This is a genomic window from Cryptosporangium minutisporangium (genome assembly GCF_039536245.1).
Taxonomy (GTDB): domain Bacteria; phylum Actinomycetota; class Actinomycetes; order Mycobacteriales; family Cryptosporangiaceae; genus Cryptosporangium; species Cryptosporangium minutisporangium.
In genome coordinates this window covers 59,674-74,304 of sequence record NZ_BAAAYN010000044.1, presented here as the reverse complement: position 1 = coordinate 74,304, position 14,631 = coordinate 59,674, and the positions used below count along the sequence as shown (strand labels likewise).

Here is a 14,631-nt window from a genome sequence, read left to right as displayed (position 1 = left end):
TGGAAGGTGAACCACCGCACGACGCATCGGCCCACTGTGCAGCGATTTCGGACGCCGACAACTCGCCAGTGGGCCAGGAATTGGCTTGGTCACGCGGGGCATCTTCGCCGGACAATGCAGTGCGGCGGCATGGACACCGATGACCGCTGAACCCGAATGGCGGCCGCGTTGCAGAGCAACGCCCACCGCGAGAGGCGAGCGTATGAGCGGCACGACCCTGGACGACTACACCGATCGTTATGCCCGGCGGATGCGTGGGATGACCGTTTCTGAGGTCCGCGCACTTTTCGCCATGGCAAGCCGGCCGGAGATCGTTTCGCTCGCAGGTGGGTCGCCGTTCGTGTCCGCACTCCCGCTCGACGAGATCGCCGAGATGACCGCCGAGCTCATTCGCGATCGTGGCGCGGAGGCCCTGCAGTACGGCACCGGCCAGGGTGATCTGCGGCTCCGTGAGCTGGTGTGCGACGTGATGGCGGTCGAGGGCGTGATCGGCTCGGCCGAGGACGTCGTCGTCACCGTCGGTTCCCAGCAGGGCCTCGACCTGATCGCGCACCTGTTCCTCGACCCGGGCGACGTCGTACTGGCCGAAGGCCCGTCGTACGTCGGTGCGCTGGGGACGTTCGCCGCGGCGGAGGCCGAGGTCGTCCACGTCCCGATGGACAGCGAAGGCCTGATCCCGGCCGAGTTGGACGCGACGCTACGGCGGCTGTCCGCCGAGGGACGCACGGTGAAGTTCCTCTACACGGTGCCGAACTTCCAGAACCCGACCGGCGTCACGCTCACCGAACCGCGCCGGGACGCGATCGTGGAGCTCGCCGAGCGCTACGACCTGCTGATCATCGAGGACAACCCGTACGGCCTGCTGGGATTCGAGGAGGGGCCGGGTCAGGCGCTCCGAGCCCGCTCGAAAGACCGGGTGATCTACCTCGGTTCGTGCTCGAAGATGTTCGGCGCGGGGCTGCGCACCGGCTGGGTACTCGCGCCGCCGGCCGTCCGCGAGAAGCTCGTACTGGTCAACGAGTCGCAGTTGCTCAGCCCGGCGATGCTCACCCAGATGATCGCCTCGGAGTACCTCGGCAAGTACCCGTGGCGCGAGCAGCTGAAGGTGTTCCGGGAGATCTACCGCGAGCGTCGTGACGTCATGCTGGACGCGCTCTCGACGATGATGCCGAGCGGCGTCACCTGGACGCATCCGCGCGGCGGGTTCTTCGTCTGGGCCACCGTCGGCGACGGGCTGGACACCAAGGCCATGCAGCCGCGGGCGCTCGCGCACAAGGTCGCCTACGTGCCCGGGATCGGGTTCTACGCCGACGGCACCGGTCGCCAGAACATGCGGCTGTGCTTCTCGTCCGCTTCGCCGGATCGGATCCGGGAAGGCATCCGACGCCTGGCGAGCGTCGTCGAGGAGGAGACCGAGCTGCGTCAGGTCTTCAACACGCCGTCCGCCACACGTCCTGGCCCGCACGGCGGCCCGGCGTCCCGTACCTCGTTCACACCCGGACCGGAGTTGGCATGAGTAGGCACGTCCTCGTCCTGGCCGGTGGCCTGTCGTACGAGCGCGAGGTTTCGCTGCGCTCGGGCCGCCGCGTCGCCGACGCTCTGCGGCGCAGCGGCGTGGACGCCACGATTCGCGACGTCGACGCGGGGCTGCTGACCGTGCTGGAGACGGAGCGGCCGGACGCGGTGTTCATCGCGTTGCACGGCGCCAGCGGTGAGGACGGTTCGCTCCGCGGAGTGCTCGACCTGCTCGGCATCCCGTACGTCGGCGCGGGCGCCGACCCGTCCCGCGTCGCGTGGGACAAGGCGGCAGCGAAGGCGACGCTGCAGAAGGTCGGGCTGCCGACGCCGGACTGGATCGCCCTGCCGCACGAGACGTTCCGCGAGTTGGGCGCCCAGGCGCTGCTCGACCGCATCGTCGAGCGGCTCGGCATGCCGCTGATGGTCAAGCCGGCCGAGGGCGGATCCGGGCTCGGCGCGCAGGCAGTGCGGACGGTGGACGAACTTCCCAGCGCGATGGTGGGCTGCTTCGGTTACTGCGACACCGCGTTGATCGAGCGGTTCGCGAGCGGAGCCGACATCGCGGTCAGCGTGGTCGAGTCACCGGACGGGCCCACCGCGCTGCCAGCGGTAGAGATCGTCCCGGCGGACGGGGTCTACGACTACACCGCGCGGTACACGGCTGGGACGACCACGTGGCACGCACCGGCTCGGCTCGACCCGGAGACCGCGGAACGAGTCGCGGAGACGGCGGTCGCGGCCCACGACGCCCTGGAACTGCGTGACCTGTCGCGGGTCGACCTGCTCGTCGACGAGGCGGGGGCCATCCAGGTGCTGGAGGTCAACGTGTCACCCGGCATGACCGAGACCAGTCTGCTGCCGATCGCGGTGCAGGCGGCCGGCCTCGATTTCGGCACGGTCCTCGCCGACATGGTGGAACAAGCAATCAAGCGCGCCAACTGACGTCTTAGCCACGAACGGCCCCGCGCGAGCGCGGGGCCGTTCGACTTTTCAGCGCCGGCAGGCGCTGTTGCTCTGACATGGAGCCCGCCGAGGGCGGCGCTGGCAGTCGAGCGGACCGCAAACCCCAGTCCTAACTGGTCGCGGACATGTCCCGCGAGCGGATCCATTCCGTTTGCGTCGTGACATTAGGGGCCCGTCATAAGGAGGTCCGCTCGCCTGCCAGCGTCGTTCTCGGCGGGCCGTGCACTAAAGATCGAGCCAGAAGTGCACTTCGTCGCGGTTGTCGTTGGGGCCGACGCGAATCGCTCCAGGGATCCGACCGACCTCGCGGTAGCCGCACCGCTTGTAGAACCGCTCCGCTCCGGTGCCGCTGCGCGTCATCAGTGTCAGCGCCTCCAGCCCGAGTACCTCTTTGGCGTAGGTCGCCGCCGCCGCCATCAACGAGGTCCCGAGTCCGACCCCCTGCCACTCCGGATCGACCTGCACGCGGTACACCGTCCGCCAGTGCCGGCGGAGAAGGCTCTCGCTCTGGGCGAGCAGCAACCACGCCACGACGCGTTCGTCCGCTAGCGGCCCTGAGATGCCCCTAGACGAGAGATTGTCCGAATCGGTACCCGGGACACCAACCCTCTCGTACTGGGCGCTCTCCGTCGATCCGAGACGGTCGTCGGTTCGGACTGATTCGCGGTTTTTTTCATGATTCGGGGCGACGAGGCAGATCAACGCGTCCGCGCCTTGGCGCACCCGCTCGAACGACCGGTCCGCCGTCGGACGAATGTCGTCGGCGGTCACCGGTGGCACGAACCCGACCGCCCCACCCTCGTTGGTGACGCGGGCCCACATGTCGACGAGGTGCGCGCGGAGCTCCTCGGTCAACGTCGGATTCACCACCACCCGCGGAACGGTTACCGCGGCCGACTGCCCTACTTCGTGGTGCACGGTCTCTCCAGGCTTCGTGTGCTCGATGCTTCGTTCGGCGCGCTGTGCGGCGTCCGGTCCAACGACGAGGTCGGTCCGGTCGCTACGCCTCGATCACGCCGCTCCTCTGTTGTTCGCTCTCCGCTGGCTGGCCGAGCCGGTGCGGGCCCTTCCCGGGTCGGGCCGGTCGCTCCGAGAGCGAAGCTGTCCGGCACGGCCCACGGCTTGCCGTGGGTACCCCGTGTCGCGCTCGATCGCGCCCGGACGGTCGGACCGCCATTCGATTCGGGCGATGGTCGGCATCCGTGCCGAGCGTCGCGATGACCGAACCGGAGGTCGCCGGCTCCGACCCGACGCTCATCCGCGCCACCGCCCGCCTGGACGGCGACGAGTGGGTTGCGGGTGCCGGGTCGGGGCAGCGCTGCCCCGCTGCCGACGATCACTCGCCGGTCTCGCGACGCTCAACGGAGGTGCGCGCACCTTCGTCGTCGGACGCGGTCCTCGCGACGACGACTGGCAGGCCTGCGGAGCGCCAACGGACACCGTCTCTCGATCCACGCCGTAGCCCGCACGTCGGGCATCTCCGCTCACCTCTCTGTCGGTCGCCCACCGGCAACCTGGAGCCGGTGGGCGGTCCGCTCGGCGCGACTCCGCTTCGATCAGATAATCAGGTCCGCACGTCGGCGCGCGCTGCCGGGGTGGGTAGTACCGCGCCGCAGCGGTGACGTACCCGGCTCTCGGCGGTGGACTCGCCGTGCGTCAAGTGGGGCGGGGCTCCGAGGCGCCCGTGGGTCGTCGACGCCGGTTCTCGCTCAAGCCCGCGCCCGGATCGCCCGGTGCCAGGCGACGGTCCCCGCCCGAGCCTCAGCGTCGGGTCGCGCGGCGTCGTCGGGCGGCGCGCAGGGCGCGGACACCGAGCCGACGGACGCAGGGGAGAGACGTACCCATGTCCGTCATCCTGCCCGACCGCCTCCACCGTGCCCACCTCTTTCGCGCCCACTGGCCCGCGCCAGCGACGCGAAACGGCCCCGCACGTTCGCCGGGGCCGTTTCGGTGGAGCCAGGGAACGCGGATGCGTCCGGAGATCAGCTGGGATCGGCCGGAGCACTCACTCCCATCGCGTCGGCGATGCGCTCGAGGTCGTCGATCGTCGCGAACTCGATCGTGATGCGCCCCTTCCGCTTACCCAGGTCCACCTTCACGCGGGTGTCGAACCGGTCGGACAGCCGCCCGGCCAACTCCTCCAACCCGGGGGAGCGCATCCGGGATCGTCGCGCCGGAGCGTCCCGCGTCGGCGGCTCCGGGTCACCGCCCAACGCGACGATCTCCTCGGTGGCCCGCACCGAGAGCCCTTCCGCGACGATCCGGGTTGCCAGCCGCTCTTGAGCGTCGTTGTCGTCCAGCGAGAGAAGCGCTCGGGCGTGACCCGCGCTGAGGACGCCGGCCGCGACGCGTCGCTGCACGGCCGACGGCAGGTTCAGCAGCCGAATGGTGTTGGAGATCTGCGGACGGCTCCGCCCGATGCGCTTGCTGAGCTCTTCCTGCGTGACGCCGAACTCGGCGAGCAGCTGCTGATAGGCCGCCGCTTCCTCGAGCGGGTTCAGGTCGGAGCGGTGGATGTTCTCGAGCAGCGCGTCCCGTAGGAGGTGGTCGTCACTGGTGTCCCGGATGATCGCGGGGATGGTCTCCCGGCCGATCGCTTTCGAGGCGCGCCAGCGGCGCTCCCCCATGATCAGCTCGTAGCTCCCCGGCCCTTTCTCCCGCACGACGACCGGTTGGAGTACACCGACTTCACTGATGGAGGTCTTGAGCTCCTCCATCAGTTCCTCGTCGAACTCGCCCTTGCGCGGCTGCTTGGGGTTGGGCGCGATCGCGTCGACCGGAACCTCGCGGAACTGCGCCCCGGGAACCGGCGCCAACTCGGACTGGCCGCCGGCCCCGTTCGCCGCACCGGTGGCGAACGGCGTCCGCTGCACGACGACCGGGGCGCCGTCCTCCTCGTCACCCGGCAGCGGTGCCGCCGGAATCAGCGCACCGAGGCCTCGCCCCAGTCCGCGTCGGTTCTTCACTGGTGTCCTCCCCTAGTGCGGCACGTCGCAAGTTGTCCGACGCAGAAGCGTGCTGCCTGCGCAGTGATCACGGGCACGAGCTCTGACGGATTCAATGGCCCGGGACCGCGGCCCCGCGCTCCGCGATCTCCCGAGCCGCCTGAAGGTAACTCGTCGATCCGCGCGAACCAGGATCGTAAGTGATCACCGACTGCCCGAAGCCGGGCGCCTCCGAGACGCGAACACTCCGCGGGATCACGGCCTCCAGCACCGTGTCGCCGAAGTGCCCCCGGACCTCCGCGGCGACCTGGTCGGCGAGCTTGGTCCGGCCGTCGTACATCGTCAGCAGGATCGTGGTGATCTGGACGTCGTTGTTGAGGTGCGCCTTGACGAGCTCGACGTTGCGGAGCAGCTGCCCAAGCCCTTCCAGCGCGTAGTACTCGCACTGGATCGGGATGAGGACCTCCCGTGCCGCGACGAGCGCGTTGACGGTCAACAGGCCGAGGGATGGCGGGCAGTCGATGAAGATGTAGTCGATGTCGGCAGGGAAGGCGTCGATGGCTCGCCGCAGGCGGTTCTCGCGGGCGACCACCGACACCAACTCGATCTCCGCGCCGGCGAGGTCGATCGTCGCCGGCACGCAGTAGAGGTTCGGCACCCCGTCGACGGCCACCGTGGCCTCGGCGAGCGGAATGCCGTCGACAAGGACGTCGTAGGTGCTGGGGACGCCGGCCCGGTGGTCGACACTCAGCCCCGTCGACGCATTCCCCTGCGGGTCGAGGTCGATCACCATGACGCGGCTGCCGTGCAGCGCGAGCGCCACCGCCAGGTTGACCGTCGTAGTGGTCTTGCCGACGCCACCCTTCTGGTTGGCCACACACATGACGCGCCGCTTCGCGGGGCGGGGGAACGTGTTGTGCCCGGGGTTGAGTACCTGGACGGCGCGGCGGGCTTCGATGGCGATCGGAAGATCGTCGTCCTCTGTTTCACGTGAAACGTCGCCCGGCAGGACGCGAGCGTCCATCGCCAACGGATCTGTTTCACGTGGAACGTCGAAGGGGGCGGGTGCCGTTTCACGTGGAACGGCGGTCGCGTCGTCCAACACCGCCCGAATGCGCTGCTGGCTCTCACCGGCCGCGCTCGTGAGGCTATGAGGGGCGGACTGAGCGGGGTCGCTCACGTCGATCTCCTGGACCTGTTCAGTACCGGACTCGGGGGAAGCTGACCCCATGGGCTCAGCAGTGTCCGCCGACGCTGCAATCGCTGCGCCTGCCTCGAAGCGAGAAACTTCGGCAAGGGTCGCGCCGGCACTTCCCGACGGTACCGCCCCGGCGTGACGATCCTCTGCCCGACTGACAACTCTGTGGATGAGATCGCGAAGCGAATCACTGACTCCTTCGCTCAGTTCGCCCGCGCGGCGTTCGCTGGCGGTGGTGCCGAGCAAATCCTCGATCGAGGGCGCCGAGACGATCTCCAGTCGCCCGCCCTCGACGTTGAGCCCTTCGCTCGGCCCCACCGACCGCAGCCGAGGGGTCGACTCAGGGTGCTCAGATGCCCCCGGAGTCCGGGCGTCCCCACCGCCGACTCCAGCAACCGAGGCACCGGCCACCGCACCGTCCCCGGCGGCCGCGGCACCCAGAGGAGCGGTAGCGCCGCCGTCGTCGGCAGCACGAGCGGCAGCCGGAGCGCGCACCTCGCCCCCGTCAGCATCGGCGCCTCCGGCGGAACGGAACGCATCAACTGCGTCCCCGCGAGCGACCGGGCCACCGACATCGGCGGCGGCATCACCGGAACCAGCAGCCGCGTCCCCGCCTCCCGACCGGACCTCGCCTCCCGACCGGACCTCACCTCCCGACCGGACCTCACCTCCCGACCGGACCTCACCTCCCGACCGGACCTCACCTCCCGACCGGACCTCACCTCCCGACCGGACCTCACCTCCCGACCGGACCTCACCTCCCGACCGGACCTCACCTCCCGGCGCGATCTCGTCTGCCGGCGCGATCTCGTCTGCCGGAAGGACCTCGCGACGGGACGCGTCGTCGCCCGCCGAAGCGCCGTTTTCACCCGGCACACTGTCACCCCTGGGCCCAGCCTCGCCGACGACCGCGCTCTCGATTCCGGCGGCCGCGCTCTCAGTCCGGGCAGCTGCAACCGAAGCGCCGTCCAGCGGACCGTCTGACCGGCCGCCCTGGGAATCACCCGCGGCGACTTCACCGTTCCCGGCGCCCACTCCGGCGCCGGAGGTCTCCCCCGAATAGCCGGCACGGGCGTCGGACGGCCCCGCCGCATCCCCGGCGGACGGCACGCCACCCGAATCCCCCCGGGGCTCCGCGTCCACCAAGCCTTCAACGCGGACCCACAGGTCCGCGGTCGCGTCATCGACCTCGTCGGAAGAGACCGAACCCGAGGCCGAATCCCCGGGCAGGGAAGTCCCGACCCCGCGGATCAACCGCAGCGGGGACGCCGAGTTGGCGATCCGGCGCAGCCGCCGGATCGGCTCAGCGGTCCGGGTCGAATGACGACGGGCGCGGCGTCTGATCAGACCCCGCGCCCCGACGTCCTCAACTGCTTCGTCGACCGGTGTGAGCTCGGGCCAGCCGAGGTCCGAGCTCCCGCGTCCCGGAAGGTGAATCACCGCGGACTCCGCCGGTTTCGAGTCCGGCCATCCCACTGCGGTGGGCTTCCGAGATGCGCTGTCGGTCATGGGCCGTGTGGTCCTCTCCGTCGCCGGCGACTCGCAGCAGCCGTATTCGGCCGCCGTCGACGGGACGGATCACCGCCGTTCCTGACGTCTCGCGCGCCGGGACGCCGAGGGCCGGTGGCCACGGAGCCACCACGGAGAATCTCGACCACGGTCGTCGGAGGGTCGACGACACCGCCTCCGCACTCGACGATACGAGGGGAGACGCCTCCAACCCGTGCTACTGCGGCGGCGTGTTCGCTGATCTCCTCGGCCGCGGACGATCCTTTGAGCGCGAGCATGCGTCCGTCGGCCTCGCAGAGCGGCAGACACCAGGTCGCCAGCCGATCCAGTGGCGCCACCGCACGTGCCGTCACGATCGATGCCGCCACTCGCCCGGCTACCTCCTCGGCCCGTCCGCGCAACACCGTCACCGACGACAGTTCCAGCGCCGCGACGGTCTCCTCGAGGAACGCCACCCGTCGAGAGAGCGGCTCCAGCAGCGTGATCCGCAGGTCCGGCCGGACGATCGCGAGGACGAGGCCGGGCAGCCCGGCGCCGCTCCCCACGTCCACGACCGAGGCGTCGGCCGGGAACAGCTCCGAGACCACTGCGCAGTTGAGTAGGTGGCGCTCCCACAGCCGAGGTGCCTCGCGCGGACCGATCAGCCCGCGTTCGACACCCGCGGTGCCGAGCAGCTCCGCGTACTGGATCGCCACCGGAAGACGCTCACCGAAAATCTGGGCCGCAACAGCAGCGAGCCCCGCCGGCGGACCGGCGGGGCTCGCGGGAAGTGTGCCGCTCACGACAGCTCCTCGGCACCCTTAGCGGCGACCTCGCGCAAGCGCTCGGTCACGCGTTCTGCAGATGGACGACCACGCGGCGCTCCGGCTCTTCGCCCTCGGACTCGCTCCGGACGTCGCCGATCGCGCTGATCGCGTCGTGCACGACCTTGCGCTCGAACGGGTTCATCGGACTGAGCTTCACCGGCTCGCCCAGCGACCGAGCCTGCTCGACCGCGTTCTTCGCGATCGCCACGAGCTCCTGCCGCCGCTTGGCGCGGTACCCGCCCACGTCCAGCATCAGCCGACTGCGGACGCCGGTCTGCTGGACCACCGCCAACCGGGTCAGCTCCTGCAGCGCGTCGAGCGTGGTGCCGCGCGGACCGATCAGGGCGTCGAGCTCATCACCGATGACCGCGACGACCGCCCGGTCGCCCTCGACGTCCATGTCGATGTCCCCGTCGAAGTCGAGGATGTCGAGCAGCCGCTCGATGTAGTCACCGGCGATGTCGCCCTCGCGCACCAAAAGGTCGGTACCCGTCTCCTCCACAGACTCCGTATCCGTGGAACGCGTCTCCGTCATCGTTACTCCCTGGCTTGCGGCGCCGCCGCGATGGGGCGCCAATGGTCCGTCGGGGCCGGGTGCCTGAACTGCTGGCTCAGCGCCGGCCGCCCTTCCGCTTGCGATTGCGGTTGTCCTGCGGACGTCTTCCGCCACTACCGCGGGGAGGGGTCGGGCGACGCGCCGGTGCGGGTTGGTCGGCGCTGCCCGTGCCGTCGTCCCCGCTGTCGGCCGCAGCGTCCGACTTCGCCTTCTCCGCGCGCTCGGCCCGGGCTTGAGCCGTGTCGAACTTGACCGAGCCGCCGGTCGACGACTGGCGGACGGTCGCGCCTCGGCCGCCCTTCTTCGGGTTGACCGGCTTGACGCCCGGCTTCGGCGCCATCGCACGCGCGGTCTCGGGGTCGACCTTCGGACCCCCGATCGGCGGCATCTTGCTCAGCACCCAGAACTGCTGGCCCATCGAGAAGAAGTTCTGCGTCACCCAGTAGATGACGACACCGATCGGGAAGATGGCGCCGGAGATCAGCAGCGAGGCGGGGATGCCGTAGAGCATCAGCTTCTGCACCATCGCCTGCGTCGGGTCGGCGGCGGGGCCGTTCCGGGCGATCATCTGGCGCTGGGTGATGTAGGTCGTCACGACCATCGTCAGGATCAAGATGCCGGAGACCAGCGTGACCGCGAGTCGGCTCGCGTCGAGCTGCTCGAGCTGCTCGGCGGTGTTCCGGAAGGCAGCCGCGATCGGCGCGCCGAAGATCCGCGCCTCGGACGCGCTGTTGAACTGCTCCTCGGTCCAGCCGTACTCAGTCGTCATCGCGCGGAACGCGGATTCCGACTCCGGGTTGATCAGCCGCAGCACGTGGAACAGACCGAGGAACACCGGGATCTGCAGGAAGATCGGAAGGCAGCCCATCAGCGGGTTGGCCTTCTCCCGCCGGTAGAGCTCCATCATCTCCTGCTGGAGCTTCTGCTGGTCGTTCTTGTACTTGTCGCGCAGTTCCTTCATCTGCGGCTGGAGCGCCTGCATGGCTCGCTGCGACTTGATCTGCTTGACGAAGACCGGGAACAGCACGACCCGGACGGTCAGCACGAGGAAGACGATCGAGAGCACCCAGGCGAGGCCGGACGGCATGTTGAGGAGGCCGCCCCACAGGTCGTGCCAGCGCAGCAGGATCCACGAGATGCCCGTGTAGATCCAGTTCAGATTCACCGAGAAGCTCCAGACGACAGACGGCGGTTACGGGCACGACGGAGGCGGAGGGCCCAACGGGGCCGCGCCGAGGGGACCGGGTCGTACCCGCCGGGGTGGAACGGGTGGCAGCGCATCACGCGCCAGCCTGCCAGCAGGATCCCCGCCACCGGACCGTGAGTCCGCAAAGCCTCGAGAGCGTAGGCGCTGCAGCTGGGGTGGAATCGACAGCGAGGCGGAAGAGCCGGGCTGATCCACCGGCGGTAGAACTGGATCGGCGCGATCAGCACCGCGAGCAGTAGCCGCGACATCCGACCGGCCGGTTTTTCCGCCGCTTCCGTCGCGCTGTCGCGCTCACGATCTGCGGCGGCCGAGCCCGCGTCGAGTTCGGCGGGCGCGGACGTGTCCGGGACCGTCTCATCGGAGACGTCCCGTACACGGCGGGGAGCCACGCTCATCGTCGGGCCTTCAAGATGCGTCGGAACGCGCCGTCGAGGTCGCGGCCCAGGGTCTCGGATGACTGGTCCGCTGCGGCCGGCAGCGCACGGACGACTACCGCGCTACCCGGGGGTAGCTGCGGCAGCCGGTCGCGAACGAGGTGGCGGAGCTGTCGTGCGACGCGATGCCGCACGACAGCGTTGCCGACCGCTTTGGAGACGACGAAACCGGCCCGGACGGAGCTCTCCGTCGGGCCGGCGTCGTTCGTCAGACTGCCGGTGCGTGCCGGGTCGGCCGGAACCGTCGGCCCCAACGCCGCGTGGACGACGAGCGTGCTACGACCTGCGCGATTGCCCGAGCGCAGCACCCTGGTGAAGTCCTCGCGCCGCCGCAGCCGCGCGTGCGCCGGCAGCACGCCGCGCTCCTGCCGGATCAGGCGGAGAGGCGCGCGCGCCCCTTGAGGCGCCGGGCGGCGATGATGGCCCGCCCCGCACGCGTGCGCATGCGCAGCCGGAAGCCGTGGGTCTTCGCGCGGCGGCGGTTGTTCGGCTGGTAGGTGCGCTTGCTCACGTCGAGGTCTCCGATGCGTACTATCAGGTCGAACTGCGGGCGGCTCGGCTAATCCGGTGGCCGACTTCTCGCCGGTCACCGGTCCGTCCTCGCGGCACGGACATAGCCATAGATGCTTCCAGCGTACGTGAGCCATCACAGGCCCAGCAAATGCGGTCGGCCTCATCCACAACCAGTGACCGACATCGCTCGGAGCGTTCTGCCGCGGACAGCCTCTTCCGTCCCGTATTCAACGTGGCACATCAGGCATGCCCGCAGGCCACGGCCCTGCGCGGGACAACCGGCCGACCTGGCCTGTGGACAACGCCTTGTTGGGTGCTCAACGACGCTGTTAGCCTGCCCGTTTGCCGGTCCTGGTTGATCTCGTCGGATCCCCGTCAGAGCAGTCGGGGGCGTTCGGCCTGGTAGGTCCGCCGAAGGGCAGCCGTCCGACACGCCGTCGGAGCCGGGGCGCGAAATGTCCGGTTCACGTCTGGGCCCGCGCACTATACACAGGGTGTGGAAACCGGTGTGGACAGTGCATCGGGTGCCCGAGAGCGACGCTATCTACCAGGGGGAACGGTGACCGACGAGAGCGTCAATCTCGAAGGCATCTGGTCTGCGGCCACGGAGAGCCTGGCCGACCAGGACCTCAGTCCCCAACAGCGCGCCTGGCTGAGACTGACCCGGCCGCTCGCGCTGGTGGAAGACACCGCGTTGTTGGCGGCGCCCAACCAGTTCGCGAAGGACGCCTTCGAGAGTCGGCTACGCGGTGTCATCACCGATGCGATCTCGCGCCAGCTCGGCCGAACGGTCAACGTGGCGGTCACGGTTCGCGTCCCGGTCGAGCAGCAGACCATGGAGCTCCGAGTCGTGGAACTGCCGTCGGTCGACAACTGGCGGCCGGAGAACTATCCACCTGGTCGCTTCGAGGGCGACCGCGGAGGCATCCGTCCGCACTCCGGCCAGGATCAGTTGCCGTTCGACCGCGGCACCGACGGCGACTACCGGACAGGTGTCCGGGGTGGCGACTATCCCGCGGCACCGGGACACCCCGAGTACCCCGCGCAGCCGGCCGCCGGCTACCGGCCGGAGGCGTTCCGCCCGTACGGCGAGAGCGCACCGCCGGCTCCGATCTCGCCCGCCCAACCGACCACCTACGGCGTCGGCCCCGACCGGTACCGCCCGGACGACGAGCCGGAGCCGGCCGACGCTCCAGCGGCCGGGACGGCGGATCCGGGCGACCCGCTGGCGGCGGGTGAGCGCGGACGCGGTCGGCACGCCGCCACCGACCCGAACGCCGGAGCGGACGTACCCGACGCGGCCGCTCCGCCGACGCTGGGCACCGGAGCGCCACCCGCGAGCGGGGCCGCGAGCGTCGTCGGTACGGCCGGCGTGCCCGCTTACCCGCCGCCCGCCTACCGCGCCCCGGGCCCGTACGGCGCCGCACGGCCCGGCGGCTACGAGCCGTACGACGGAACCGCCTACTCGTCCGGTTTCGACAACCGCGGGCGGCACCATCCGGAGTCGCCGCTTCACGGCGAGCCGGCCAACCGCGGCATCCGACGGAGCGAGCCACCCCGGCCGACCGAACCGGCCCGGCTGAACCCGAAGTACACCTTCGAGACGTTCGTCATCGGCTCGTCGAACCGGTTCGCCCACGCGGCCGCGGTCGCGGTGGCCGAAGCGCCGGCGAAGGCGTACAACCCGCTGTTCGTCTACGGCGGATCCGGGCTGGGCAAGACCCACCTGCTGCACGCGATCGGCCACTACGCCCAGTCGCTCGGCAACGCCCGCGCGGTGCGGTACGTGTCGACCGAAGAGTTCACCAACGACTTCATCAACTCGCTGAGGGACGACAAGACGCAGGCGTTCCAGCGCCGCTACCGCGACGTCGACATCCTGCTCGTCGACGACATCCAGTTCTTGGAGAGCCGGGAGCGGACGCAGGAGGAGTTCTTCCACACCTTCAACACGCTCCACAACGCGAACAAGCAGATCGTGATCAGCTCCGACCGCTCGCCCAAGCAGCTGTCGACGCTGGAGGAGCGGCTGCGTACGCGCTTCGAGTGGGGGTTGCTCACTGACATCCAGCCGCCGGACCTGGAGACGCGGATCGCGATCCTCCGGAAGAAGGCGGCCCAGGAGCGGTTGGCGGCGCCGCCGGAGGTGCTGGAGTTCATCGCCAGCAAGATCCAGTCCAACATCCGCGAGCTCGAGGGTGCGCTGATCCGGGTCACCGCGTTCGCCAGCCTGAACCGACAGCCGGTCGACTTGGGCCTCGCCGAGGTGGTGCTGAAGGACCTGATCCCCGAGGGCGGCGGTCCCGAGATCACCGCGGCGACGATCATGGCCGCGACGGCCGAGTACTTCAGCGTCTCGATGGACGACCTCTGCGGCTCCTCGCGCTCCCGGGTACTGGTGAACGCTCGCCAGGTGGCCATGTACCTGTGCCGCGAGCTGACTGACCTGTCGTTGCCCCGGATCGGCCAGGCATTCGGCGGCCGCGATCACACGACGGTCATGCACGCCGACCGCAAGATCCGCCAGATGATGGCCGAGCGGAGATCCCTCTACAACCAGATCGCCGAGCTGACCAACCGAATCAAGCAGCGCGCACAGCAGTAACCGCCGCCGTTTCCGGCCCGCGCCGTCCCGAAGGGAGGCGCGGGCCGTTGTCGTTCGCGCGCGGAAGCCGGCGCTCTGCGGTTTTAGCCACTCACCAAATGCACCATTTGCGAGCTACGCGTATTCGGACCGAGTCTCGCGATCCACAGGCCGTGCACCCAGGTGGTCCACACCATGTGGACGTTCTTTACCCACAGGTGGGTACGAGTGAGATCGCTGGCTGGAGCCGTGACCTCATCGCCCATCCACCGCACTGCCCCCAGGACTATCCACCGTTTCATCTGCGCTCATGCACAGGCTGGGGATAACTCTGTGGAAAGGGCTTCGGAATGTGGGGAACCTGTGGGCCCAGATGTGGGTGCGCTGTGGGTAGCCGG

At 69.7% G+C, this 14,631-nt stretch carries 12 protein-coding genes; 3 read left to right on the top strand and 9 right to left on the bottom strand.

Going from position 1 to position 14,631, the window contains the following annotated elements; translation table 11 throughout:
* Positions 1–202 precede the first annotated feature (202 nt).
* Together ABEB28_RS30645 and ABEB28_RS30640 are read left to right on the top strand one after the other, a co-directional pair.
* A complete protein-coding gene (locus ABEB28_RS30645) occupies positions 203–1,516 on the top strand; it encodes an aminotransferase-like domain-containing protein (protein WP_345731723.1) in 1,314 nt (437 codons plus the stop codon).
* Positions 1,513–2,460, top strand: coding sequence for a D-alanine--D-alanine ligase family protein (locus tag ABEB28_RS30640; RefSeq protein ID WP_345731722.1), 948 nt, complete (start codon positions 1,513–1,515; stop codon positions 2,458–2,460). The genes ABEB28_RS30645 and ABEB28_RS30640 overlap by 4 nt, the downstream gene beginning before the upstream one ends.
* A 246-nt stretch (positions 2,461–2,706) precedes the next feature.
* Here the strand turns inward: ABEB28_RS30640 and ABEB28_RS30635 are convergent, their stop codons facing one another.
* From ABEB28_RS30635 to rpmH, 9 genes are all read right to left on the bottom strand, one after another.
* Entirely contained in the window at positions 2,707–3,252 is a 546-nt protein-coding gene (locus tag ABEB28_RS30635) for a GNAT family N-acetyltransferase (RefSeq protein ID WP_376980789.1), read from the bottom strand.
* A 1,211-nt stretch (positions 3,253–4,463) separates the two neighbouring features.
* Positions 4,464–5,447 carry a ParB/RepB/Spo0J family partition protein gene (locus tag ABEB28_RS30630; protein ID WP_345731721.1) on the bottom strand — a complete coding sequence of 328 codons (984 nt, stop codon included), beginning with the start codon at positions 5,445–5,447 and terminating at the stop codon, positions 4,464–4,466.
* Positions 5,448–5,538: 91 nt separating this feature from the next.
* Positions 5,539–6,657, bottom strand: a complete 1,119-nt coding sequence (locus tag ABEB28_RS30625; RefSeq protein ID WP_376980802.1) for a ParA family protein — start codon at positions 6,655–6,657, stop codon at positions 5,539–5,541.
* A gap of 1,472 nt (positions 6,658–8,129) precedes the next feature.
* A complete protein-coding gene (gene rsmG / locus ABEB28_RS30620) occupies positions 8,130–8,915 on the bottom strand; it encodes a 16S rRNA (guanine(527)-N(7))-methyltransferase RsmG (protein WP_376980793.1) in 786 nt (261 codons plus the stop codon).
* A gap of 46 nt (positions 8,916–8,961) precedes the next feature.
* Entirely contained in the window at positions 8,962–9,474 is a 513-nt protein-coding gene (locus ABEB28_RS30615; protein WP_345731720.1) for a Jag family protein, read from the bottom strand.
* 76 nt (positions 9,475–9,550) lie between these two features.
* Entirely contained in the window at positions 9,551–10,660 is a 1,110-nt protein-coding gene (yidC, locus tag ABEB28_RS30610) for a membrane protein insertase YidC (RefSeq protein WP_345731719.1), read from the bottom strand.
* Complete coding sequence (yidD, locus tag ABEB28_RS30605) at positions 10,657–10,929, bottom strand: membrane protein insertion efficiency factor YidD (RefSeq protein WP_345732036.1); 273 nt, start codon at positions 10,927–10,929, stop codon at positions 10,657–10,659. Before yidD ends, yidC begins: the two co-directional genes overlap by 4 nt.
* Before the next feature lie 164 nt (positions 10,930–11,093).
* On the bottom strand, positions 11,094–11,492 hold the full coding sequence (gene rnpA / locus ABEB28_RS30600; RefSeq protein WP_345731718.1) for a ribonuclease P protein component: 399 nt from the start codon (positions 11,490–11,492) through the stop codon (positions 11,094–11,096).
* A gap of 17 nt (positions 11,493–11,509) precedes the next feature.
* Positions 11,510–11,647 (bottom strand): 50S ribosomal protein L34, encoded by a 138-nt coding sequence (rpmH, locus tag ABEB28_RS30595; protein ID WP_035859730.1) that lies wholly within the window; start codon positions 11,645–11,647, stop codon positions 11,510–11,512.
* 498 nt (positions 11,648–12,145) lie between these two features.
* Between rpmH and dnaA the strand changes: the two genes are divergently transcribed.
* On the top strand, positions 12,146–14,254 hold the full coding sequence (gene dnaA / locus ABEB28_RS30590) for a chromosomal replication initiator protein DnaA (RefSeq protein WP_425559012.1): 2,109 nt from the start codon (positions 12,146–12,148) through the stop codon (positions 14,252–14,254).
* Positions 14,255–14,631 lie beyond the last annotated feature (377 nt).